We start from the raw sequence: 22,413 nt of genomic DNA, 5'->3' as shown, positions 1-22,413 counted from the left end.
TCATGCCGCAGCCCCGGCGTGGGTGCAAGGGTTAACGCTCACATCCTGCTCAGCCCATGGCGGTGATCAGGTCGTTCAGTCCAGCGGCCGGGTCATCCTGTGACCAGATCTCATCCCCGATGCCAAAGAAATCGGTGAAGGGGCTGAGGTCGCGGATCAATTCGGGGGTCAGGCCACCTTCTGCCACAACCGGCACTTCGATCATCTCGGACCACCACTGGAACAGATCGTGCTCGGCCACGGTTCCGTCACCCAAGGAGGACGTGCCAACCGGGCCAAAGGCCACATAATCGGCGCCGGCCTCACCAGCCGACATGCCGTCATGGCTGGAGGTGCCGCAGAAGCAGCCGACAATGGCATCGGCACCCAATTCCTTACGCACATACCGGACCGAGCGCGCGCCATCATCCAGATGCACCCCATCCAGACCCAGACGCTGCGCCAACAGGACGTGGTTGGAAATCACCAGCGCCACGTCCCGCGTATGTGCCACCTCGCGGCAGGCATCAGCGGCACGGGCAATAGTATCCTCGTCATTTCCCGCAAGGGCCAGACGGATGCAGGCGATTTCGGTGCTGTCCAGAACGCGGGCCAGTTGGTCGGGGAACGTGCTCAACGTGATGGTCGGCGGGGTGATCAGGTAAATCTGCGGCTGCTCGGCGGTGTCCATCGGCGCGTCCTTAGCTTTAAGTCTTTTGCGCGGTTTAGCGGATTGCGGGCCGGAAGCAAACTTTTATGCCTGTTTCAGGCAGAATTGGCGCCGCCAATGGCTTGCCCTGCGTTGGCGCGGCGATTACAGCAGGCGCAGTTTTCGGAGACAACCATGCCCAGCGACAAATCCCAGCCCTCATTTGTGCTCGTGCGCCCGCAGATGGGTGAAAACATCGGTGCCGCCGCGCGGGCGATGTGGAATTTCGGGCTGGACCGGATGCGGATCGTGGCCCCACGTGATGGCTGGCCAAACCCCAAGGCGGTGGCCATGTCCAGTGGGGCGGGCCGTCTGCTGGATGAGGCGCAGCTGTTTGACGATCTGGCTGGCGCGCTGTCTGACAGTACCTATGTCTTTGCTACCACGGCCCGCCAGCGCGGGTTGACCAAGCCGGTCTACAGCCCTGAACGCGCCATGCAGATCGCCGCGGAAAAGGTTGCTGCGGGTGAAAATGTCGCCGTGCTGTTCGGCCCGGAACGGGCAGGGCTTGAGAATGAGGATATCGCCAAGGCCAATGCCATCATCTCGGTCCCGGTGAATCCGGAATATGCCTCATTGAACCTTGGGCAATGCGTGTTGCTGACCGCCTATGAGTGGATGCGCCAGACAGGCGACGTCGTGCATGAGGCAACCGATCTGGGCAAAGGCGACTGGGCCACAGGCATCGAGGTCGAAAAACTGGTCGAACATTATGAAGACCGGCTGGAAGAGGCGGGGTTCTTTTACCCCCCCGAAAAGGCCGAAAGCATGAAGACCAATCTGCGCAATCTGTGGTCACGGATGCGGATGACGCGGGCGGATGTGCAGATGTTGCACGGGGTCATGCGTCAGATGGTCCGTTGGAAAGACAAAGGGTAAGGCTGGACCTCGTCCCATGGTGGTCCTAGCTTGCAACGAAATTCAAGACACATGAGGAACGCATGAGCGGCAAGCGCAGCATCTTCGAAGAGGTCTCAGACTCTGAAAAACAACAAGCGGTTCAACCTGGTATGATTGACCGGGGCCGCGGTGGTGCGCGTAAGGCTATCCGGGCCTGGCTGATGATCCTGTTTGCGCTTGTGGTTGTGATGATTGCGGTCGGTGGGCTGACCCGCCTGACCGATAGCGGGCTGTCGATTACCGAATGGCGCCCGCTCACCGGGGCTGTCCCGCCGATGACCGAAACCGACTGGCAGGCCGAGTTCGACAAGTACAAGCAAATCGACCAGTGGCGCATCCAAAACCAGTGGATGGAGCTGGCGGATTTCAAATCCATCTATTGGTGGGAATGGGGCCACCGGCAACTGGGCCGCGTGATCGGGCTGGTCTGGGCTCTTGGGTTCTTCGGGTTCCTTATTGCGCGCAAGATACCCACCGGCTGGACCGGCAAGCTGGTGATCCCCGGAGCTTTGGGTGGGGTACAGGGCGCTGTTGGCTGGTGGATGGTTGCCTCAGGCGTGACACAGGGCGAGGGGATGATCGCCGTTGCCAGCTATCGCCTGGCGATCCATCTGGGTCTGGCCTTTGTGATCTTGGGTTTCCTCGCCTGGTATATGTTCGAACTTGGCCGGGAAGAGCGTGACCTGATGCAGGCCCGCCGCGCGAAAGAGGCCAAACTGTTTTCCCTGTCTACCGGCCTGATGCATTTCGCATTCCTGCAGATCCTCATCGGTGCACTTGTCGCAGGTATCGACGCTGGGCGGTCTTATACCGACTGGCCATTGATCGGCGGGCAGATTTTCCCGCCGGACGCGGCGATACTGGAACCGATGTGGCGAAACTTTTTCGAAAGCCCGGGGCTTGTGCAGTTCATCCATCGTTGCGCGGGTTATCTGCTGTTCATCTTTGCCATCGTTGTCTGGCGTCGTGGCAATTCCAGTGCGCATCCGCAAACGCGCTTTGCTTTCAACACGATGTTCGCAGCCTTGTCGCTGCAGGTGGTTGTTGGGATCATGACCGTGATCTACGCGGCCCCCTGGCAGATCGCCATTTTCCACCAGTTCATGGCCGTGATCGTGTGGACTCTGATCCTGCGTGCGCGCTTCCTGACAGCCTATCCCATCGCAACTTCGATCCGCGGAGCCTGACCCAGATGACTGCCTATGATGAACTGATGGCCTTCCAACGTGAAACCTCGGCACTTGGTCAGATTGCCGGGCGTCTGGGATGGGATCAGGAAACAGTGATGCCCCGCGGCGCAGCACCGCAGCGCGCAGAAGAAATGGCCGCGATCGAATCTGTTTTGCATGCCCGACGGTCTGATCCGCGTGTGGCAGAGTGGCTGGAGCAGGCCGACCCGCAGGACGATGTCGCCCGCGCGCAACTGCGCGAGATACGCCGGTCCTATGAGCGGACCGTGAAAGTGCCCGCCGATTTGGCCAAGACCATCGCACGCGTTACCTCAGCCGCGCAGGGCACATGGGCACAGGCGCGCGCCGATGAGGATGTGGCGGCCTTTTTGCCCGTACTGGAAGAGGTTGTGGCGCTCAAACGTCAGGAAGGTCAGGCCCTGGCACAGGGCGGCGATGTCTATGACGCCATGGTCGAAGATTACGAGCCCTATACGACCGGCACTCAGATCGCTGCGATCTTTGACCAGATGCGTCCGCGTCTGGTGGCATTGCGAGCAGCCGTACTGGATCAGCCCGGACCGGCCGCCCTGACTGGGACGTTTGACTCAGCGACCCAGATGCGCCTGTCACAGAAGCTGGCCACCGGATTCGGTTACGACCTGAACACTGGCCGGGTCGACAAGGCCGTTCACCCGTTCAGCTCGGGCAGCGGATTGGACGTGCGGATCACCACGCGCACCAGCGAGACCGATCCGTTCAACTGTTTCTATTCAACCATTCACGAGGTCGGCCACGCCGCCTATGAACAGGGCATCGACCCAGCCTACCTTTTGACCCCGCTGGGGCAGGGCGTGTCGATGGGCGTGCATGAAAGCCAGAGCCGGATTTACGAAAACCAACTGGGTCGATCACGCGCCTATACTGGCTGGCTGTTTGGCCAGATGGTCGAGGCTTTTGGCAATTTCGGCGTCGCCGATGCCGATGCGTTCTATGCCACGGTCAACCGGGTCCATAATGGATATATCCGCACCGAGGCGGATGAGGTGCAGTACAACCTGCACATCATGCTGCGCTTTGACCTTGAGCGCGAGTTGATGAGCGGTGATCTGCAGGTCAGCGACCTTGAGGGCGCATGGAATGACCGGTTCAAGGCCGATTTCGGCTATGCGGTTGATAAGCCCTCGAACGGGTGTCTGCAGGATGTCCATTGGTCCGTCGGTCTGTTCGGGTATTTCCCTACCTACTCGCTGGGCAATGTCTATGCCGGATGCCTGAACCAGGCTCTGCGATCCGCGCTGCCCGATCTGGATACTCAACTGGCCGAGGGTGACACGTCGGGCGCCACCGGTTGGCTGCGCGAAAACCTCCAACGCCATGGCGGCCTTTACGCCCCCCGCGACATCATCCAACGCGCCAGTGGCATGGAACCTGGGCCGGAGCCTCTGCTGGACTATCTCGAGGCGAAGTTCCGGGCCTTGTACAAATTTTGATCGCAAAGAAACCTGCATTGGTCGTCAGGCTGGTTACGATCTGCATCGCAGCACTCGCTGGTTATTTGGCGTTGCGTGGCAATAGGCCAAACGCGTCCTTTTCCGAGTTGTATCAGGTGACCAATTGCGGCGGTGCCGACATGCCTTGTCAGGTTTCAGACCGGCACTATAACGCCCTGATCCCAATCGGGGATGGACCTTTTCCAGCCATCGTGTTCTTGCATGGCTCAAACGGAAGTGGTCAAAAAACGGTAGAAAACATTGATTTGGTTCAACCTTTTCTGAATCGTGGTTATGCGGTGATCGCACCAACAGCATTGGAGATCGAATATCGAAACGGCCCTGGTACTGGGTGGGTGTGGGATTCTACCCGATACAGCCGGGATGATTTCCGGTTTGTCGCGGATGTCGTCGAGGATGCAATTCAAAGGTTTTCCATCCAACCGGATGGCATTCTAGTTGCGGGACATTCTCGTGGCGGTTCATTCGCCTGGTATTTGGCTTGCTCCGAGGTTGATCCGCGCCTTGAGACCTTCGCGCCAATAGGCGGGACGCCGATGCGCCGTCAGCCTAGCCCCTGTGCCACGGCCAGTTTCGACTTTGATTTGCTTTATATGCATGGCTACGCAGACTCTGTCATTCCATTTGCCGGGACAGACTCATCCCTTCGGGCACATGACTATATGGGTGCTGTCGAAGCTGCAGACGGAATGGCCTATAAATTGGGGTGCGATACGGTCGATCTAACCCAAGGAAACGGCTTTGATCAAAGAACTTATCACGGATGCCGTTCGGTTGTAGAAAAGGAAAGGTCCTTGTTAGTGATTGGTTTTCAAGGCGGACACAGTGTTCCAACCGGGTGGGCGGATCTGATCCTGAACTGGTTTGAGAGCCTGGCTGACCACGGCCAATAGCCCCAAACATAAAACGGATCGCGGAAACAGGTTCCACGATCCGCAATTCTAGACGGCCGCGTTACTCTTCGGTTTCCTCGTCACCCTGATCGGCGATCCAGGCGACGCTGACAACCTCTTCGCCTTTGCCGGTGTTGAACACCTTCACGCCACCTGCTGACCGCGAGCGGAACGAGATGCCTTCGATCGGGACCCGGATCGACTGACCCTTGGACGTGGCCAGCATGATCTGATCTTCGATATCGACCGGAAACGACGCCACAAGTGCCCCGCCGCGCATCGCCTTATCCATCGCCGCGACACCCATGCCGCCGCGTCCGCGGACCGGGTAGTCGTGGCTGGAGCTCAGCTTGCCTGCACCGCCAGTGGTAATCGTCAGGATCATGTTTTCGGCCGCAGACATCTCGGCATAGCGTTCTTGCGTGATGGTGCCGGGGGTTGCTTCATCCTCATCCGTCTCACCGTCATCGGCGATGCCTGCCACTGCGCGGCGCATCTTGAGATAGGCGGCGCGTTCATCCGGATCAGCTTCAAAGTGGCGGATCACCGACATCGAGACGACACGGTCGCCACTGCTCAGTCTTATGCCCCGAACACCGGTGGATTCGCGTGAGTTGAACACGCGCACATCAGTGGTGCGGAACCGGATTGCGCGGCCCGAATTGGTGACCAGCATCACATCTTCGTCTTCTGAGCAGATGCGTGCATTCACCAGTTCGATGCCCTCGGGCAATTTCATCGCAATCTTGCCGTTGCGGCGGACATTGGTGAAATCCGACAGTCGGTTCCGGCGCACATCGCCTGCGCTGGTGGCAAAGATGATCTGCAGGTTTTCCCATTCTTCGTCCGGCACATCCACGGGCATGATCGCCGCGATGGACACCCCGGTCGGAATCGGCAGGATGTTGACAATGGCCTTGCCCTTGCCAGTGCGCCCCGACTGCGGCAGACGCCAGGTCTTGAGCTTGTAGACCATCCCGTCAGTGGTGAAGAACAACAACTGTGTATGCGTGTTCGCCACGAAAAGGTTGGTAACGACGTCCTCTTCCTTGGTCTGCATTCCCGACAGGCCCTTGCCACCACGTTTTTGCGCCCGGAAATCGGCCAGCGGAGTACGCTTGATGTAGCCGCCCGACGTGACGGTCACGACCATATCCTCACGCTCGATCAAGTCCTCGTCTTCCATGTCGCCGGACCAATCGACGATCTCGGTGCGACGGGGCACGGCAAACTGTTCACGAACGCTGCGCAGCTCATCCCCGATGATCGACATGATGCGCTCTCGCGAGGACAGAATATCCAGGTATTCCTGGATCTTACCCGCCAGTTCCTCCAGTTCGTCCGTAACCTCTTTGACACCGATCTGGGTCAATCGCTGCAGGCGCAGGTCGAGGATCGCGCGGGCCTGAACTTCGGTCAGGTTATAGGTGCCGTCGTCGTTCATCATGGACAGAGGGTCGTCGATCAGGCGCAGATAGCTTTCGATCTCAGCCGCGGGCCAGCGGCGGGTCATCAGCTTTTCACGCGCTTGCGCGGCGTCAGCGGATGAGCGGATGGTTGCAACCACCTCATCCACATTCGAAACTGCCACGGCCAAACCGCACAAGATGTGACTGCGTTCGCGGGCTTTGCGCAGGTCGTACGCAGTGCGACGGGCGACGACGTCCTCGCGGAAGTCAATGAAGGAGGTCAGGAACCGGCGCAGAGTCAGTTGCTCGGGTCGCCCACCATTCAGCGCCAGCATGTTGCAGCCAAACGAGGTTTGCATCGGCGAAAAACGGAAAAGCTGGTTCAATACAACTTCGGGCGTGGCATCACGTTTCAGTTCGACCACCACGCGTACGCCGTTACGGTCGGATTCGTCCTGAACGTGGCTGACGCCTTCAATCCTCTTCTCACGCACGGCCTCGGCGATCTTTTCGATCATCGAAGCCTTGTTCACCTGATATGGAATCTCATCAACCACGATGGCATAGCGGTCTTTGCGGATTTCCTCGACGCGGGTCTTCGAGCGAATTATGACGCTGCCGCGCCCTTCCAAATAGGCTTTGCGCGCGCCGGACCGGCCCAGCATTACGCCGCCGGTCGGGAAGTCGGGGCCTGGAACATACTCGATCAGCTGCTCGGACGTCAGATCGGGATCGTCGATCAGGGCGAGGGTGGCGTCGACCACCTCACCAAGATTGTGCGGCGGGATATTGGTCGCCATGCCCACGGCAATGCCGCCAGCGCCGTTGACCAGCATGTTCGGGAACCGTGCGGGCAGGACTGTCGGCTCTCTGTCTTTGCCGTCATAGTTGTCCTGAAAATCGACGGTGTCTTTCTCGATATCCGCCAGCAGAGAGGCGGCGGGCTTGTCCATCCGCACTTCGGTATAGCGCATGGCCGCCGGGTTGTCGCCGTCCATCGAGCCAAAGTTGCCCTGACCGTCCAGCAGCGGCAGCGACATCGAGAAATCCTGAGCCATCCGCACCAACGCGTCGTAGATCGCGCTGTCGCCGTGTGGGTGGTATTTACCCATTACGTCGCCGACCGGACGGGCCGATTTGCGATAGGATTTGTCATGGGTGTTTCCGGTCTCGTGCATCGCGTAAAGGATGCGCCGATGTACCGGTTTCAACCCATCGCGCAGATCAGGAATCGCACGGCTAACAATGACCGACATCGCATAGTCCAGATAGGACGTGCGCATTTCGGATTCGATGGAGACCGTCGGGCCACCGTAAACGGGGCGTTCTGGTGGGTTTTCATCCATATTTTCAGGAACTTCTGGCGTATCGTTCACGTAAACTGCCCGTTCTGTATGCAGACTCTATATCTTGTGGATACACCTTATCAGACCCGGCACATAAGGTGCAAGCAAGCAACCATTTTGCAAGTGAGAAACTCCGGTAACATCACGGTAACATATTGTTAACTAAGGATTAGGGTGTTTTCGTGATACAATAGGGGGACCTTGCAATTAAAATTGAGGTCGAAATGGAGCGCAGCGAAACGGAATTGATGCTTAAAGGTTATGGGCTGACAACGGCGGAATTATTCTACCACATGCCCGACTATATCCATGTTCTGAACACCTTCATCTGGCAGGAATACGATCTGGCGCCGGATCATCCGAAACTGTTCGAGTTCATTGATTTCTGGCAGCGAGAGATCGAAGGCCCCTTACATTCCGTAAAATTCACCCACCGTAAGATGATCGCGCCCGGAGAGTGGCGCAATCAAGTTGGCGAGTTTCGGGTGAATTAGCCGCACTGACAGATTATTGGCTGTGTAACGAAAGGGCGTGTTCCATTTGATTTTCTTAGGCTAGGGTCGTGTCCAAACCATTGATCAGCTAAGGAAATGTCCCATGCCCAGAATGTTGCTGTTTGTCGCCGCCGTTTTGCTTGGTGGGTCAGTCGCCGCTGAGGGAGTTTTGGACAAGATCAAAAAAGGCGCGGCAAACGCGGCTGACGTTGTCGGGCAAGGGGCCGAAACCGTTGGCGAGACAATCGATAAAGGCGCGAAAGCTGTTGAGGGTACGGTCGACTCGACCACCGAATTGCTAAGCAATGAGGCCACTCCGGAAGAGACGCGCGCCAAGCTGGACACATTGGCCACGCAGATTCTGGATCAGTTGCTGGCCGAAAATCCCGAAGCGCAATCACTGTACGAGGTCTGTGCCGGCTATGCCGTGTTCGACTCGCGCAAGGTTACGGTGTTTCCAGTCTCGGCTGGGTATGGGCGGGGTGTGGCGGTTTCAAAGGATACCGGCCAGCACACATATATGAACATGGGAACAGGCGGCGTGGGTGGCGCGATCGGCATCGGCGGCTTTGAATCCAAGTTTGTGATCATGTTCGAAACAGCTGCTGATCTGGATAAGTTCATCACTCAAGGCTATGACGCGACCGCCGAAACCGGTGCCATGTACGGCGACGAAAACACGACGGAAACCGTGCGATTCACCGACGGTCGGTCCTTTTTTGAACTGTCCAAGACAGGGTGGCGCGTGGCAGCGGGCGCGTCGGGTACAAAATTCTGGAAATCGCCGGAACTGAACTGATCAACCCGAGCAGCTGGCCCCACCCAGGACGCAGAATTTGGCACAATGTGGATGGTTAAGGTGCACGTCCGCTTCCGCCTCGGCCAGCGTATGCCCCATCTCGAACTCCGGCTCATAAGGCAGCAACGTGCAGGCCAGAACGGCCGGTTTTTCAGCGCCCTTGCGTTTGACCACCATCCTGGCACTGGCGCACATCACAGTCGCGGGTGATTTGTTCAGGATTCCCCAGCAGGCGGTCGTAATTTCCGGCACTTCGACGGTTTCGTCCATTTCAGGGAAAAGGACCGTTCGCGCAGGGTCATGCGCGTCGATGCCAAACCCGTGGCGGTTGAATAACGTAGCATATCCCTGACGGCTTTTTTCATCGTCCTCGCCCCATACGGTTCTGCCGGCAACAGCCATCCGGAATCCGCCATCGCGTAGCCACTTCATACCTTCCACGGTTTTGTCAAAACTGCCTTTGCCACGTTCCTTATCGTGCAGGTCGGCACGATAATGGTCGAGCGATACCCGCAGCGTCAGTTTCCCAGCGTAGTCGCGCTGAAGTTCAGTCAATCCCTCGCGCATCTTCTGGCGCATCATTGGCCGCATCGCGTTGGTCAATATCAACACCTCATAGCCGCGTTCCAGCGCAGCGCGTGCCATCTCGATCATGTCGGGGTTCATGAACGGCTCACCACCGGTAAAGCCAATCTCACGCACGGGCCAGTTTCTGTCTTCGATCTGGTCCAGATAGTCCCGCACTTCACCCGCCGAGATATAGACCAACGCATCATTGGTCGGGCTGCTTTCGATATAGCAGTTCACACATTCGATGTTGCACAGAGTCCCGGTATTGAACCAGAGCGTCTCGGGGTTGGTCAACGCCACCGAGGCACGAGTCTGGCCATCCGTTGTCACCAATTTGTTTTGAAACTTGCCGATATTGACGATCTGAGGGGCGTTGTCTTTCATTCCGGTTTCCGGTTCTTTTCTGTTGTCACCTTGAATTAGAGGTTTCAGACCGTTTCGCAAAGTGAGACATGGGTGAACTGACAGAGAATTGATGTCGCGGAAATCCGCAAAAATGGTTGCGCTAACATTGGACATTGAGCATAGGGCAAGGTAAGGAAAACACATGGTTTCTCGCGTCATACCTGTAGACCCCTTTGATCTGGTCATTTTTGGCGGAACCGGCGATCTGGCGCAGGGTAAAATCCTGCCCGCTCTGTTTCGCCGGTTTTGTGCTGGCCAGTGGGCTGAAGGCGCGCAAGTAATCGGGGCGGCTCGAACGGATTATGACCGTGACAAGTTCCGCAATTTGGTCCGCAACTCGCTTGAGGCACATGCCGGACGACACAGTCAGGACACCGCTGCGCTGAACGCGTTTTTGCAGCGGGTTGATTATGTGACATTGGATGCTGTTGCGGATCATGGCTGGGCCGAGCTTGCGCAGAAACTTCAGCCGGATCGGGTTCGGGCGTTCTATTTTTCGGTGGGGCCGCGGTTGTTTGGCCCTCTGGCGGAACGGATCGAGGCGTATGATCTGACAACGCCGCAGACGAGGATCGTGGTTGAAAAACCCTTTGGCCATGATCTGGAAAGTGCGCGGGCTTTGAATGCCACGCTGGCCGCGCATTTCAGGGAAAGTCAAATCTATCGAATCGACCACTATCTGGGCAAGGAAACCGTCCAAAACCTGATGGCTGTACGGTTCGGCAACATGTTGTTCGAACCACTTTGGAACAGCCAGTATGTCGACCATATCCAGATCACCGTAGCCGAATCCGTCGGAATTAACGGCCGTGAAGAGTATTACGAGCGCGCAGGCGCGATGCGCGACATGATGCAGAACCACCTGATGCAGCTTTTGTGCCTGATCGCCATGGAACCTCCGGCCAAGTTCGACCCGGATGCGGTGCGCGATGAAAAGCTCAAGGTCATTCGCGCTCTGGACCCGGTAAAGCCGCATCATATCGTGCGGGGGCAGTTTGAGGGCGAAAGTTCAAGTTACCGCAAAGCCGTTGGAAATCCGCGCTCGACCACGGAAAGCTATGTGGCGCTGCGGGCGCATATCAGCAACTGGCGATGGGCGGGAACACCGTTCTACTTGCGCACGGGCAAGCGCCTTGTGGCCCGGTCTTCGGTGATCAATGTGATGTTCAAAGACGCGCCGCACTCGATCTTTGGAGCGGATGCCGGGCGTCATGCGAATGCGCTGTCGATCCGCCTGCAGCCAAATGAGGGCATCACGCTGAAAGTAACGATCAAAGAGCCCGGGCAAGGCGGCATGCGTTTGGTCGACGTGCCCTTGGACATGAGCTTTGCCGAGGCCCTGGGCGCCGAGAACCAGGACCCGCCAGACGCCTATGAACGTCTGGTGATGGATGTGATCCGAGGCAATCAGACGCTGTTCATGCGCGGTGATGAGGTCGAGGCCGCCTGGGCCTGGACAGACCCGATCATCGCAGGATGGCAGGCGCGTGGCGATGTGCCGAAACCTTATGAGAGCGGCAGCACTGGGCCGGGCGACGCCGAGCTGCTGATGAAACGGGACGGTCGCCGTTGGCAAGGGATAAACCCATGAAAATTCAGGAATACGCCGACCGGGATATGCTAGCCATCGACGTGGCCAATGCTATCGCCGGAGATCTTGAGGCGGCGCTGCTGCATCACGATCTGGTTTCTTTTGCTGTGCCGGGCGGTACCACACCCGGGCCGGTCTTTGACGGATTGTGTGCCGCTGATTTGGATTGGGACCGGGTCCGAATTCTGCCAACGGATGAACGGTGCGTGCCCAGCGACAGCGATCGCGCAAATGCGCGGCTGATCCAAGAGCGTTTGCTGACCAATCGCGCCTCGGTCGCGCAATATGTGCCGCTGTATCTGGATGGCAAAGATCCGGAATCGGTGCTGCCCGAAATTGAAAGCTTGATTGCGCCCGTGCTGCCTCTTTCGGTTCTCATGCTGGGTATGGGCGAAGATATGCACACCGCCTCGCTGTTTCCGGGGATGGACGGGTTGGCCGCCGCATTGGACGGGCATGCGCCGACGTTGGCCGTGGCCCGACCCGAAGTTCAGCCCGAGGCGCGGATTACATTAACGGCTCCGGTCTTGGACGGCGCATTGTCTAAGCATCTGGTGATTTTTGGGGAAACCAAACGTAAGGCGCTGGACCGAGCCATGTCCCTGCATCCCAAAGAGGCACCGATTGCTGCTGTGTTGGGCGGCATGACGGTCCATTGGGCGGAGTAGAGTTATGAACCTGGATACTCTCAAGGCATTTGCGTCAGATGGCGGTCGTTCCATTTTGGACTTGTTCGAACAAGACGTGGATCGGGCACAGGTTTTCTCGACCTCGACGGGCGATATGCTGTTTGACTATTCAAAGACGCAGATTGACACGGATATTCGCGCGGCCCTGATCCGCCTATGCGACGAGGCGGGGCTTGCCGACAGGCGCGACGCGATGTTTGCGGGTGCCAAGATCAATGAAACCGAAGAACGCTCGGTTCTGCATACGGCATTGCGGAATCTGGATGGCGGTCCGGTCGACGTGGATGGTCTGGATGTCATGCCTGGCGTTCTGGATACGCTGCAGCGGATGCGTGTCTTTGCCGAAGAGGTCCGTGGGGGTGCCGTGTCCGGGGCAGGGGGCAGCTTTACCGATGTGGTGAATATCGGAATTGGTGGGTCTGATCTGGGACCGGTTATGGCCACGCATGCGCTGGCTCCGTATCACGATGGGCCACGGATGCACTTTGTCTCGAATGTAGACGGGGCACATATTGCCGATGTTCTACGGCAGCTGGATCCGACGCGGACACTTGTGATTGTCGCGTCCAAGACGTTCACGACCATTGAAACCATGACCAATGCCCGCACCGCGCGCGCCTGGATGGTCGATGGCGGCGGGGAGCCGGCCCGACAGTTTGCTGCGGTTTCCAGTGCTTTGGACAAGACTCAGGCCTTTGGCATTCCCGAACAGCGCGTGTTTGGTTTCGCCGATTGGGTCGGCGGGCGTTATTCGGTTTGGGGGCCTGTGGGCCTGCCGGTGATGATTGCCGTAGGCTCGACGGCCTTTGACGCGTTTTTGCGTGGTGGACAGGCAATGGACGTGCATTTTTGCGCCGCCGATTGGTCCGAGAATATGCCGGTGATGTTGGCTTTGACCGGTGTCTGGCATCGGCAGGTTCTGGGATATGCCAGCCGGGCCGTGCTGCCATACGATCAGCGTCTCCTGCGCTTACCCGCATATTTTCAGCAGCTCGAGATGGAGTCGAATGGCAAATCCGTTGCCATGGACGGCAGTGCGCTGACCATTCCTTCGGGTCCGGTGGTCTGGGGTGAGCCTGGTACCAATGGTCAGCATGCGTTTTATCAGCTGATCCATCAGGGCACAGACGTTATCCCTTGCGAATTCATGGTCGCTGCCGAGGGACATGAACCCGAGCTGACCCACCATCACCGTCTGCTGCTGGCCAACTGTCTGGCCCAGTCCGAGGCGCTGATGCGCGGCCGATCGCTGGACGAGGCGCGGCAGCGCATGGCCGACAAAGGGTTGACGGGTGAAGAATGCGAACGTCAGGCCCGACATCGGGTGTTTGCTGGCAATCGTCCCTCGACCACGCTGATGTACCCCAAGCTAACGCCTTTTGTTCTGGGGCAGATCATCGCCCTGTACGAGCATCGCGTATTCGTCGAAGGGGTCCTGTTGGGGATCAACTCTTTTGACCAGTGGGGCGTTGAACTGGGCAAGGAACTGGCGACTTCACTGGGGCCAATCGTGGACGGTGCAGAAGGTACCGAGACCAAAGACGGGTCAACCGCCGCCCTTGTTGCCTATGCCATGTTGCACCGGGAAACCGAATAAAAGCCAGCTTTGCAGCCCTTGCATGACGCATTCTTCTATTGTCAGACAATTAAATGCTTGGCAGGATTTCTTTTGACCGCGCCAACAGTCAAAGATGCGTGGCAAACAAGAAGGTGCTGCAAAAAGCGGCCCCGACACAGGGAGGATGTCCATGCTGGGACAAATGATGACGCAACCGTTGCTGATCTCGTCACTGATCGAGCATGCCGATCGCTATCATGGCCAAACCGAGATTTATTCTGTCGAAACTGACGGCAGTTTGACTGAAACAAACTGGTCGCAAGTCGCCGAGAACGCGCGAAAATTGGGCTCTGCACTGTTAGGTCTTGGGCTGGAACCGCACGCTCGGCTAGCGACATTGGCATGGAACAACCGCCGCCATCTGGAAATCTACTATGGCACTTCGGGTGCTGGATTCGTCTGCCACACCGTAAACCCCAGGCTGTTTCCAGAGCAGCTGACCTATATCATCAATCATGCGCAGGACCGGGTTCTGTTTTTCGACGCCACATTCATCCCGCTTGTCGCCGCTTTGAAGGACCAACTGACAGAGGTGCAGCATTTCGTGTTAATGGGTCCGCGGAATGATGACGCAATCGCGCAGGTTCCAGGGGTGCAGTTCTATGATGAGCTGATCGAAACCGGTGATTCCGGCTTTCAATGGCCGAGGCTGGACGAAAACACAGCCTCAAGCCTTTGTTACACTTCGGGCACAACCGGCAACCCCAAAGGGGTGCTCTATTCCCATCGCTCGACAGTTTTGCACAGTTTTGGGTCCAACACGCGTGACGTGATCGGATTTTCGGCGATGGATGTGGTACTGCCAGTTGTACCGATGTTCCATGTGAACGCTTGGGGATCGCCGTACGCTTGCGCGATGTCGGGGTCTCGGATGGTATTGCCGGGACCAGATTTGCATGGCGAGGCATTGGTCAATTTGATTGACAGCTATGGCGTGACACTGGCCATGGGTGTGCCGACGATCTGGCAGGGTCTGCTGGCCTCTGCCAAGAAGTCGGGCAGTCAACTGTCCAGTCTTGAGCGCACAGTTATTGGTGGGGCCGCATGTCCGCCGTCGATGATCGAGACGTTCCGCGAAACCTACGGTGTTGATACAGTCCACGCCTGGGGGATGAGCGAGATGAGCCCGCTGGGAACCGCGAACCAGCCCTTGGCGAAACATGGAAAACTGCCCAAAGAAGAGCAGTATGGGCTTCGGGAAAGTCAGGGCCGTCCTTGTTATGGGGTCGAATTGAAAATCGTTGATGATCTGGGCAATGAGCTTCCGCGCGACGGTGAAACACAGGGAGACCTGATGGTGCGCGGATACTGGGTATTGGACAGCTATTTCATGATGCAGGATCAGGGTCTGCTGCAAGACGGTTGGTTTGCCACTGGCGACGTGGCGACACTGGACCCGGACGGGTATATGACGATCCGAGATCGCTCAAAGGACATCATCAAGTCCGGCGGTGAATGGATCAGTTCGGTCGAGCTCGAAAATATCGCGGTGGCACATCCAAAGCTGGCAGGCGCAGCCGTTGTAGGTGTGCCGCATCCGAAATGGGACGAACGGCCCGTTCTTGTGGCGGTGAAAGCCGAGGGGGCAAACCCAAGCGAAGAAGAATTGCTGGCGTTTTTTGGTGGTAAGATAGCCAAGTGGCAGATCCCGGACAGGGTAGTCTTTGTGGACGCGCTGCCACTGAACGCGACTGGCAAGATCCTGAAACGCAACCTGCGGGAAGACTTCAAAGGTCTGCTGAGTACCTAGCGCAAGATCACTGGTCTGGCAGACACAAGCGAGATGGTTTGCCGGGTTTTCTGACTTCGCGGCGAACGTAGATCTATAGCCCCTCAGCCTTCTGAAGTTCCACGCCTGAAATCTGCCAGTTTGGGTTTCCTCGTGCGCCTGAAATACTCGAACGAACTGCCTGGCCAGTTGGTGGTTATCCGCTCGCCATCTTTGTAATAGCTGCGCTTGATCCGCGCCCACTGACTTTTGGCAAGACGCTGTTGCATCTCGTCATCGAAACGCAATGCCGCCTCAGGTTTTACTTCGATCGTGCCGTGATCGGCCGCCTTGATAAGTTGGATGACAAAACCGATTTGCGCTTCGATCATGGCCAGTACCGTCGTGTGGCCAAGGTTTGTGTTTGGTCCGTAAATAATGTGCAGATTGGGGAATTTGGGAACCGAAATACCAAGATAGGCCCGCGCACCACCCTTATCCCAAACATCGCGCAACAAGATACCATCACGTCCCTTGATATCAATAGCTTGCAGGAAGGGGTTGGATTGGAACCCGGTGCCAAGAATGACCACATCATGGTTGCGTTCGGTACCGTCTGTGGTCTTGATCCCATCTTTGGTGAAACAGTCGATTCCGTCCGTCACCAACTCAACCTTGTCCTGGTTCAGGGTCTGATAGTAGCTGTCCGAGACCAAAAGGCGACGCGCGCCGGGCGGGTATTTGGGCCGAAGCGCCTCGCGCAGTTTTGGGTCCGATATCGTCTTTTCCAGATGCCGGTTCAGTATGTTCTGCATCAGCATCTCGTGCAGTTTCGATCCTTTCATGACTGGAAAGATCTTGAATTCATTCTCGGCCCAAAGGCGGAAGCGATAAAGTTTTTGAAGGAAGGGCATCGAACGCATCAGCGACTTGAAGCTCTCGCCATAGGTCTTGTTGCCTTTGGGCATGACCCAATTTGCCGTGCGTTGATAAACTGTCAGAATGTCTGCCTGTTTGGCGATCTCTGGGATGAACTGCAGCGCGCTGGCTGCATTTCCAATCACAGCAACCGATTTGTCCTTCAGGTCGATATCATGGCGCCATTCGGCAGAATGGAATATGGTTCCCCCGAAGAGCTTCATCCCCGGTATCCCAATACGGTTGGGAAAGTGCAACTGACCAACCGAGCAAACCACGTGGCGGCAGAGATAGGTTTCATCTCCATTGCCCTTGGTCGTTACAGTCCACATTTCACTTGTCGGATCGAAGCTTGCTGAAGTGACGGCGCAGCCAAGGCGTAAATGCGCGATCACTCCGAATGTTTCCGCACAATCCCGGATGTAATCCAGAATCTCTTTCTGTCCCGACCATTTTCGGCTCCAGTCCGGCGTTTTGCTGAAAGAGTAAGAATACAAATGCGAGGGCACATCGCATTCCGCACCGGGATAGGTGTTATGCTGCCAAGTGCCCCCAAAATCAGTGGCCTTGTCGAGTATTGCGAAACTGTCGATTCCCGCTTGTCTGAGCTGGTAGCCCATACCAATGCCGCCAAAGCCAGCACCTATGATCAAACAGTTCACCTGCTTCATGATACTTCCTTATGCTCGTATGTCCGTTTCGCGACTTGCCAGTGGCGTTTCTGATCTGCCTGGTTTGGCTTTGGGACAAGCGTGACCGGCATAAAATCTTCTTTCAATTTATCTCAAGTTCACCTGAGCCTGCTAATAACTTGGGCCCAGACTAAGTCCTTCAATGCAAATGTAATTGGGAACTTATCCCTCAACTTTGGGTTGAAGGGAATGGAAAAATTAGAAGATGAACCTTTGAAACCGTTTATCATCTGCCCTGAGTTATGGCGAACGGCCTGAAGCAGGGTGTTTCTATAGTCGTAAAGATTTTGGAAGATTGGCTCCGGCGGTAGGGATCGAACCTACGACCAATTGATTAACAGTCAACTGCTCTACCGCTGAGCTACGCCGGAACGGTTCGCGCCGTATAGCAACCCGACTCTTCGGCGTCCAGTGGGGGGCGTGAGTTTTTTCGTCGAAAAAACGTGCACACAGCGAAGGCGGGCATCCATGATAATTTGCGGTGTGTTTTGGGGGTATTGGCTCCGGCGGTAGGGATCGAACCTACGACCAATTGATTAACAGTCAACTGCTCTACCGCTGAGCTACGCCGGAACGGTTCGCGCCATATAGCAACCCGAAATTTCGCCGTCCAGAGGGGAAGCGCGGTTTTGGAAAAAAAATTACCTCGGCATCTATGGGGTTCTGGCGAAGATCGCGCCGACGGATAATTTTGACTGCGGTGCAATCAGAAATCGGCATGTAAGATCAACGAGATGGGCGAATACATTCCGTTCGGCAGCGGGCAACAGGGCAGCGGGGGTTTCGGTATAGATTCGCTCGGCCAATTCCCGGGCGGTTCCTGGCCTGGTTTCCAATGCGGACAGAATCTGTTTTTCCCGGGCGCGCCGGTGGGTGATCAACCAATCGAGCCTTTTGGCAGGGTCGTTAATCGGTGCGCCATGCCCTGCGTGGAATACTGACCAGTTATGTTGTCCTAGCTTTTCGCAAGCCGCCATGAAATCGGTCAGATCACCATCAGGTGGTGACACCAATGAACTGGCCCAACCCATCACATGATCGGCGGTAAAGCAGACATCCCCCCAACCCAGCGCAATATGGTTACCAAGATGACCAGGCGTATGGATCACATTCAACTGCCACCCTTCGGCGGCGATTACATCACCATCTTCGACTTCGATATGCGGGCGGAACGCCGTGTCGATCCCTTCACCTCCGCCTGCGAGCCCCTGATTGGCCAATTCGGCCATCACCTCACTGCGGCCTGCTTCGGGGCCTCCAAAAGCAATGATCTTTGCTTGCGTTCGTTCGGCCAGCGGTGCAGCAAGCGGAGAGTGGTCCAGATGAGAATGTGTGACAATGATGTGGCTGATCCGTTGTCCGGGTTTAACCGCGTTCAGGATTGCATCCAGATGGTCCGCATTGGCAGGGCCGGGGTCAATCACCGCAAGATCGGTTTGGCCAAGCAAGTATGTATTGGTGCCGCGATATGTCATCGGAGACGGGTTGGGGGCGAGAATCCGCCTTAGGCCCGGTTGTAACTCGTCATCTCGACCTGGCATTGGATTGAAATCGTCCGGTGCTTGCATTCTGCACTCTTTCTCTCGTCTGAACAGCCCGTTAGGTTTAACCCATGACGACGCAATGGCTCAAACTTTATATGCCGCGCAGCCTGTACGCTCGGGCGGCTTTGATTCTCATTTTGCCGGTGGTGGTGATGCTGCTGGTGATCAGTGTCGCCTTTTTGCAAAAGCACCTGGAAGATGTCACTGCGCAAATGACTCGTGCCGCATCGCGTGAGGTTACGCTGGTTACGGATGTGATAGAACATTCTGAAACGCAGCAACAGGCGGTGGCCGAACTTCGGCCCGATCTGGCCGCGCTTGATATGAAACTGCGGTTTCTCGGGATAAACGAAACGCCAGTCATCGGGAATCGCCGCTGGTATGATTTCATTGCACCTCAAGTCGAATCCGAGTTGCGCGCTTTGCTTCCCGATCTTGTAGCGGTCGCCTTGCCAAGCGGGCAGGAGGCTCGATTGTATCTGCAGACGGATTTGGGTGTATTGCAGCTAACTTTCGACCGTCGGCGATTGTCCCCAACCGCGCCGCATCAGTTGATTGTGACCGTCTTGTTCTTTGCGATCATCATGACAACCATTTCGTTTTTGTACATGCGCAACCAGCTGCGACCGATCACCCGTCTGGCCGAGGCTGCACAGGCATTCGGACGCGGGCGGGTTGTTCCTTATTCGCCAGGCGGCGCGATCGAGGTGCGAGCGGCTGGCAGTGCGTTTCTGGATATGCGCGCCCGGATTGAGCGTCAGATGGAGCAGCGCACCATGATGCTGTCCGGTGTCAGCCACGATTTGCGAACGCCTTTGACGCGTCTCAAGCTTGGGTTGTCTTTGTTGCCCGAAGGTGAGGCAGCGCCATTGCAACAGGACGTGGATGAAATGCAGCTATTGCTGGACGCGTTTTTGGACTTTTCCAAAGGAGCGGCAGAGGTGGCGCCGGAATCCGTAGACCCTGAGAGGTTCCTTCGGCAGATCGTCAAGGATGCGTGCAGGGCAGGGCATAAGGTCGAATTGGTAAAGGTTGATGGCGCAGGAACCGCGATGTTGCGCCCGACGGCTATTCGTCGCGCGGTAGAGAACTTGATCGGGAATGCGGTCAGGTACGGAAATCGCGCTGAGATCAGCCTGTCGGTCTCCTCCAAATCGCTGCGTATCCGCGTCGAAGATGATGGTCCGGGTATTCCGCCCGAGCAGCGCACCGAAGCGGTCAAACCTTTCTCGCGATTGGATCCTGCGCGCAACCAGAATCGGGGCAGCGGTGTTGGTCTGGGGTTGGCCATTGTGGCAGATGTCGCCCGAGCCCATGGCGGCGTGCTTCGATTGGGCAAAAGCGAACATCTGGGCGGTCTGTGTGCCGATATTATCATCGGTCGCTAGAGCATCGTGCACCGGACCTCTGCTCTGCCAAATCTGGTGTGAGTTCATCTTGGATTGTCGGATGTTCAGTGACCGATAGACTGATTCAAGCGCCTGAAAAGTTACCGGGATATCCCGGGCGGGAATCGAAGATATGTCCTGAAATCGTGGGGCACTTGCCTCGCAACCTACTGTTAGGTCGTGGAGCATCTCTCTCTATTTTCGGGCCGATCGAGCGTTGTTTTTAAAGGGAAATTTGCGGATTTTGGTAGGCCCGGAGGGACTCGAACCCCCAACCAAAGCGTTATGAGCGCTCTGCTCTAACCAATTGAGCTACAGGCCCGCCTAGGCGCTTTGCCTATCATGGTGAACGCCCGCGTCAAGCCTGACCGTTGCAACATCTCCAACAATCGACTAACCCGCGCGGGAACCATTCAAAAGAGGTTGGCCATGACAGCAGGCAAAAACGGAATCACTTACGCGGATGCGGGCGTTGATATTGATGCGGGGAATGCTCTGGTCGACCGGATAAAACCTGCTGCCAAGCGGACCAACAGATCCGGTGTGATGAGCGGGCTGGGCGGGTTCGGCGCATTGTTCGACCTGAAGGATGCAGGTTTTCGGGATCCGATTCTTGTCGGCGCCACCGACGGTGTAGGCACCAAGTTGCGGATCGCGATTGATACAGGCCTGGTCGATGGCGTCGGTATCGATCTTGTGGCCATGTGCGTCAACGATCTGATCTGTCAGGGTGCCGAGCCACTTTTCTTCCTCGACTATTTCGCAACAGGCAAACTGGATACCGAGACCGCCGCACGGATTATTGAGGGCATTGCCGAAGGCTGCGTTCAATCGGATTGCGCATTGATCGGTGGCGAAACTGCCGAGATGCCGGGCATGTATCCCGATGGTGATTTCGATTTGGCCGGGTTTTCGGTCGGTGCGATGGAGCGCGGCGCACACCTTCCTGCAGATGTTCAACAGGGTGACGTGTTGCTTGGGCTGGCCTCAAACGGGGTGCATTCCAATGGCTATTCGCTAGTGCGCAAGCTGGTCGAGATCTCGGGCCTGGGTTGGGATGCGGCATCGCCCTTTGGGGATGGATCGCTGGGCGAGGCACTGCTGACCCCGACGCGCCTTTACGTGAAACCTGCGCTACAGGCGATCCGGACAGGCGGGGTGCATGCGCTCGCCCATATCACCGGCGGTGGCCTGACCGAAAACCTGCCACGGGTGCTGCCCGAAGGGCTGGGTGCCCAGATCGACTTGAACTCCTGGGATTTGCCACCCGTATTCCGCTGGATGGCAGAAACCGGCGGTATTGCTGAATCCGAGATGCTCAAGACTTTCAACTGCGGCATCGGCATGATCGTGGTTTGCGGCGCAGAGCAGGCCGACGACCTGTCGGCACTGCTGGCCCAAGCTGGTGAGACGGTTTCGCGGATTGGCACCGTAACCGACACCGCAGGAGTGGCCTATTCGGGCAAATTGCAGTGAGCCATAAGCGCGTCGCCATTCTGCTCTCAGGCGGGGGGTCGAATATGGTCTCTCTGGTCGACAGCATGACCGGTGACCATCCGGCCAGACCTTGTTTGGTCTTGTCGAACGATGCTGAGGCTGGGGGACTGAAAAAGGCAGCTGATCGGGGAATTGCAACGGCAGCCGTAGATCACCGGCCATTCAAGGGCGACCGCGCAGCTTTTGAGGCCGAGCTGCTGAAACCGTTAGAGCGAGCACAACCGGACATTGTGTGTTTGGCTGGGTTCATGCGGGTGCTGACCGGTGATTTCGTCTCGCGCTTTCAGGGTCGGATGCTGAACATCCACCCGTCACTGTTGCCAAAATACAAGGGTCTGAACACCCATGCCCGTGCGATTGCAGCAGGTGATATTGAGCATGGATGCTCGGTTCACGAAGTGACCGCAGCGCTGGACGATGGCCCAATCTTGGGGCAAGCCCGCCTGAATATTGAGGCTGGAGACACTCCTGAGACTTTGGCGGCGCGCGTTCTGACCTACGAACACAGGCTTTATCCGGCCGTATTGCGCCGCTTTGCCGGAAATGACCGCACGCCGGTGCTTTTGCCGTGAATCCCGCGG

The 22,413-nt window shown here is 57.0% G+C and carries 18 protein-coding genes and 3 tRNA genes; 13 read left to right on the top strand and 8 right to left on the bottom strand.

Translation table 11 applies throughout. From position 1 onward, the window contains the following. Positions 1-49: 49 nt before the first annotated feature. Positions 50-670: a thiamine phosphate synthase gene (locus AC2FLB_RS01625; RefSeq protein WP_496708505.1), complete on the bottom strand. Its 621-nt coding sequence runs from the start codon at positions 668-670 to the stop codon at positions 50-52. A 153-nt stretch (positions 671-823) separates the two neighbouring features. Between AC2FLB_RS01625 and AC2FLB_RS01620 the strand changes: the two genes are divergently transcribed. From AC2FLB_RS01620 to AC2FLB_RS01605, 4 genes are all read left to right on the top strand, one after another. Then, the gene (locus tag AC2FLB_RS01620; protein ID WP_496675813.1) at positions 824-1,567 is read left to right on the top strand and encodes an RNA methyltransferase; all 744 of its coding nucleotides are present in this window, start codon (positions 824-826) and stop codon (positions 1,565-1,567) included. A gap of 62 nt (positions 1,568-1,629) precedes the next feature. Further along, positions 1,630-2,775 (top strand): heme A synthase, encoded by a 1,146-nt coding sequence (gene ctaA / locus AC2FLB_RS01615; protein WP_496708504.1) that lies wholly within the window; start codon positions 1,630-1,632, stop codon positions 2,773-2,775. A gap of 5 nt (positions 2,776-2,780) precedes the next feature. Further along, positions 2,781-4,250 (top strand): carboxypeptidase M32, encoded by a 1,470-nt coding sequence (locus tag AC2FLB_RS01610; RefSeq protein ID WP_496708503.1) that lies wholly within the window; start codon positions 2,781-2,783, stop codon positions 4,248-4,250. Then, on the top strand, positions 4,247-5,164 hold the full coding sequence (locus AC2FLB_RS01605; protein ID WP_496708502.1) for a CE1 family esterase: 918 nt from the start codon (positions 4,247-4,249) through the stop codon (positions 5,162-5,164). Before AC2FLB_RS01610 ends, AC2FLB_RS01605 begins: the two co-directional genes overlap by 4 nt. Before the next feature lie 61 nt (positions 5,165-5,225). Here the strand turns inward: AC2FLB_RS01605 and gyrA are convergent, their stop codons facing one another. After that, complete coding sequence (gene gyrA, locus AC2FLB_RS01600) at positions 5,226-7,919, bottom strand: DNA gyrase subunit A (protein WP_496701510.1); 2,694 nt, start codon at positions 7,917-7,919, stop codon at positions 5,226-5,228. Between the two features lie 224 nt (positions 7,920-8,143). Here gyrA and AC2FLB_RS01595 point away from each other — a divergent pair, with 224 nt between their 5' ends. Both AC2FLB_RS01595 and AC2FLB_RS01590 read left to right on the top strand, forming a co-directional pair. After that, entirely contained in the window at positions 8,144-8,413 is a 270-nt protein-coding gene (locus tag AC2FLB_RS01595; RefSeq protein WP_142633572.1) for an usg protein, read from the top strand. Between the two features lie 103 nt (positions 8,414-8,516). Next, on the top strand, positions 8,517-9,212 hold the full coding sequence (locus tag AC2FLB_RS01590; protein WP_496708501.1) for a lipid-binding SYLF domain-containing protein: 696 nt from the start codon (positions 8,517-8,519) through the stop codon (positions 9,210-9,212). Here AC2FLB_RS01590 and AC2FLB_RS01585 read toward each other — a convergent pair whose 3' ends face one another. Next, positions 9,213-10,166 (bottom strand): radical SAM protein, encoded by a 954-nt coding sequence (locus AC2FLB_RS01585; protein WP_496708500.1) that lies wholly within the window; start codon positions 10,164-10,166, stop codon positions 9,213-9,215. Between the two features lie 163 nt (positions 10,167-10,329). Here AC2FLB_RS01585 and zwf point away from each other — a divergent pair, with 163 nt between their 5' ends. The 4 genes from zwf (at position 10,330) to AC2FLB_RS01565 (ending at position 15,835) form a co-directional block, all read left to right on the top strand. After that, positions 10,330-11,778: a glucose-6-phosphate dehydrogenase gene (gene zwf, locus AC2FLB_RS01580; protein WP_496691175.1), complete on the top strand. Its 1,449-nt coding sequence runs from the start codon at positions 10,330-10,332 to the stop codon at positions 11,776-11,778. Then, on the top strand, positions 11,775-12,446 hold the full coding sequence (gene pgl, locus AC2FLB_RS01575) for a 6-phosphogluconolactonase (RefSeq protein ID WP_496708499.1): 672 nt from the start codon (positions 11,775-11,777) through the stop codon (positions 12,444-12,446). Before zwf ends, pgl begins: the two co-directional genes overlap by 4 nt. Positions 12,447-12,450: 4 nt before the next feature. Further along, positions 12,451-14,064, top strand: a complete 1,614-nt coding sequence (gene pgi, locus AC2FLB_RS01570) for a glucose-6-phosphate isomerase (protein ID WP_496708498.1) — start codon at positions 12,451-12,453, stop codon at positions 14,062-14,064. A gap of 151 nt (positions 14,065-14,215) precedes the next feature. After that, a complete protein-coding gene (locus tag AC2FLB_RS01565) occupies positions 14,216-15,835 on the top strand; it encodes a long-chain-fatty-acid--CoA ligase (protein ID WP_496708497.1) in 1,620 nt (539 codons plus the stop codon). Positions 15,836-15,918: 83 nt separating this feature from the next. Here the strand turns inward: AC2FLB_RS01565 and AC2FLB_RS01560 are convergent, their stop codons facing one another. From AC2FLB_RS01560 to AC2FLB_RS01545, 4 genes are all read right to left on the bottom strand, one after another. After that, positions 15,919-17,382: a flavin-containing monooxygenase gene (locus AC2FLB_RS01560; RefSeq protein ID WP_496708496.1), complete on the bottom strand. Its 1,464-nt coding sequence runs from the start codon at positions 17,380-17,382 to the stop codon at positions 15,919-15,921. Positions 17,383-17,699: 317 nt separating this feature from the next. Next, positions 17,700-17,774: transfer RNA gene (locus tag AC2FLB_RS01555), tRNA-Asn, on the bottom strand. 127 nt (positions 17,775-17,901) lie between these two features. Further along, a tRNA-Asn gene (locus tag AC2FLB_RS01550) sits at positions 17,902-17,976 on the bottom strand. Between the two features lie 80 nt (positions 17,977-18,056). After that, on the bottom strand, positions 18,057-18,971 hold the full coding sequence (locus tag AC2FLB_RS01545; protein WP_496708495.1) for an MBL fold metallo-hydrolase: 915 nt from the start codon (positions 18,969-18,971) through the stop codon (positions 18,057-18,059). A gap of 44 nt (positions 18,972-19,015) precedes the next feature. Here AC2FLB_RS01545 and AC2FLB_RS01540 point away from each other — a divergent pair, with 44 nt between their 5' ends. Continuing rightward, entirely contained in the window at positions 19,016-20,335 is a 1,320-nt protein-coding gene (locus AC2FLB_RS01540) for an ATP-binding protein (RefSeq protein WP_496708494.1), read from the top strand. A 245-nt stretch (positions 20,336-20,580) separates the two neighbouring features. Here the strand turns inward: AC2FLB_RS01540 and AC2FLB_RS01535 are convergent. Next, a tRNA-Ile gene (locus tag AC2FLB_RS01535) sits at positions 20,581-20,657 on the bottom strand. Positions 20,658-20,764: 107 nt separating this feature from the next. Between AC2FLB_RS01535 and purM the strand changes: the two genes are divergently transcribed. Both purM and purN read left to right on the top strand, forming a co-directional pair. Beyond that, positions 20,765-21,811 carry a phosphoribosylformylglycinamidine cyclo-ligase gene (purM, locus tag AC2FLB_RS01530; RefSeq protein ID WP_496708493.1) on the top strand — a complete coding sequence of 349 codons (1,047 nt, stop codon included), beginning with the start codon at positions 20,765-20,767 and terminating at the stop codon, positions 21,809-21,811. Further along, on the top strand, positions 21,808-22,404 hold the full coding sequence (gene purN / locus AC2FLB_RS01525) for a phosphoribosylglycinamide formyltransferase (RefSeq protein ID WP_496708492.1): 597 nt from the start codon (positions 21,808-21,810) through the stop codon (positions 22,402-22,404). The genes purM and purN overlap by 4 nt, the downstream gene beginning before the upstream one ends. Positions 22,405-22,413: the final 9 nt, after the last annotated feature.

The sequence above is a fragment of the Ruegeria sp. CDSA236 genome, from assembly GCF_059611285.1.
Note: the sequence above shows the minus strand (reverse complement) of the source record. Positions and strands in the feature narration are given on the sequence as shown.

Coding starts and splice junctions, on each gene's coding strand:
- AC2FLB_RS01625 (WP_496708505.1), bottom strand. CDS start 670: ATGGACACCGCCGAGCAGCCGCAGATTTACCTGATCACCCCGCCGACC.
- AC2FLB_RS01620 (WP_496675813.1), top strand. CDS start 824: ATGCCCAGCGACAAATCCCAGCCCTCATTTGTGCTCGTGCGCCCGCAG.
- ctaA (WP_496708504.1), top strand. CDS start 1,630: ATGAGCGGCAAGCGCAGCATCTTCGAAGAGGTCTCAGACTCTGAAAAA.
- AC2FLB_RS01610 (WP_496708503.1), top strand. CDS start 2,781: ATGACTGCCTATGATGAACTGATGGCCTTCCAACGTGAAACCTCGGCA.
- gyrA (WP_496701510.1), bottom strand. CDS start 7,919: ATGGATGAAAACCCACCAGAACGCCCCGTTTACGGTGGCCCGACGGTC.
- AC2FLB_RS01595 (WP_142633572.1), top strand. CDS start 8,144: ATGGAGCGCAGCGAAACGGAATTGATGCTTAAAGGTTATGGGCTGACA.
- AC2FLB_RS01590 (WP_496708501.1), top strand. CDS start 8,517: ATGCCCAGAATGTTGCTGTTTGTCGCCGCCGTTTTGCTTGGTGGGTCA.
- AC2FLB_RS01585 (WP_496708500.1), bottom strand. CDS start 10,166: ATGAAAGACAACGCCCCTCAGATCGTCAATATCGGCAAGTTTCAAAAC.
- zwf (WP_496691175.1), top strand. CDS start 10,330: ATGGTTTCTCGCGTCATACCTGTAGACCCCTTTGATCTGGTCATTTTT.
- pgl (WP_496708499.1), top strand. CDS start 11,775: ATGAAAATTCAGGAATACGCCGACCGGGATATGCTAGCCATCGACGTG.
- pgi (WP_496708498.1), top strand. CDS start 12,451: ATGAACCTGGATACTCTCAAGGCATTTGCGTCAGATGGCGGTCGTTCC.
- AC2FLB_RS01565 (WP_496708497.1), top strand. CDS start 14,216: ATGCTGGGACAAATGATGACGCAACCGTTGCTGATCTCGTCACTGATC.
- AC2FLB_RS01560 (WP_496708496.1), bottom strand. CDS start 17,382: ATGAAGCAGGTGAACTGTTTGATCATAGGTGCTGGCTTTGGCGGCATT.
- AC2FLB_RS01545 (WP_496708495.1), bottom strand. CDS start 18,971: ATGCAAGCACCGGACGATTTCAATCCAATGCCAGGTCGAGATGACGAG.
- AC2FLB_RS01540 (WP_496708494.1), top strand. CDS start 19,016: ATGACGACGCAATGGCTCAAACTTTATATGCCGCGCAGCCTGTACGCT.
- purM (WP_496708493.1), top strand. CDS start 20,765: ATGACAGCAGGCAAAAACGGAATCACTTACGCGGATGCGGGCGTTGAT.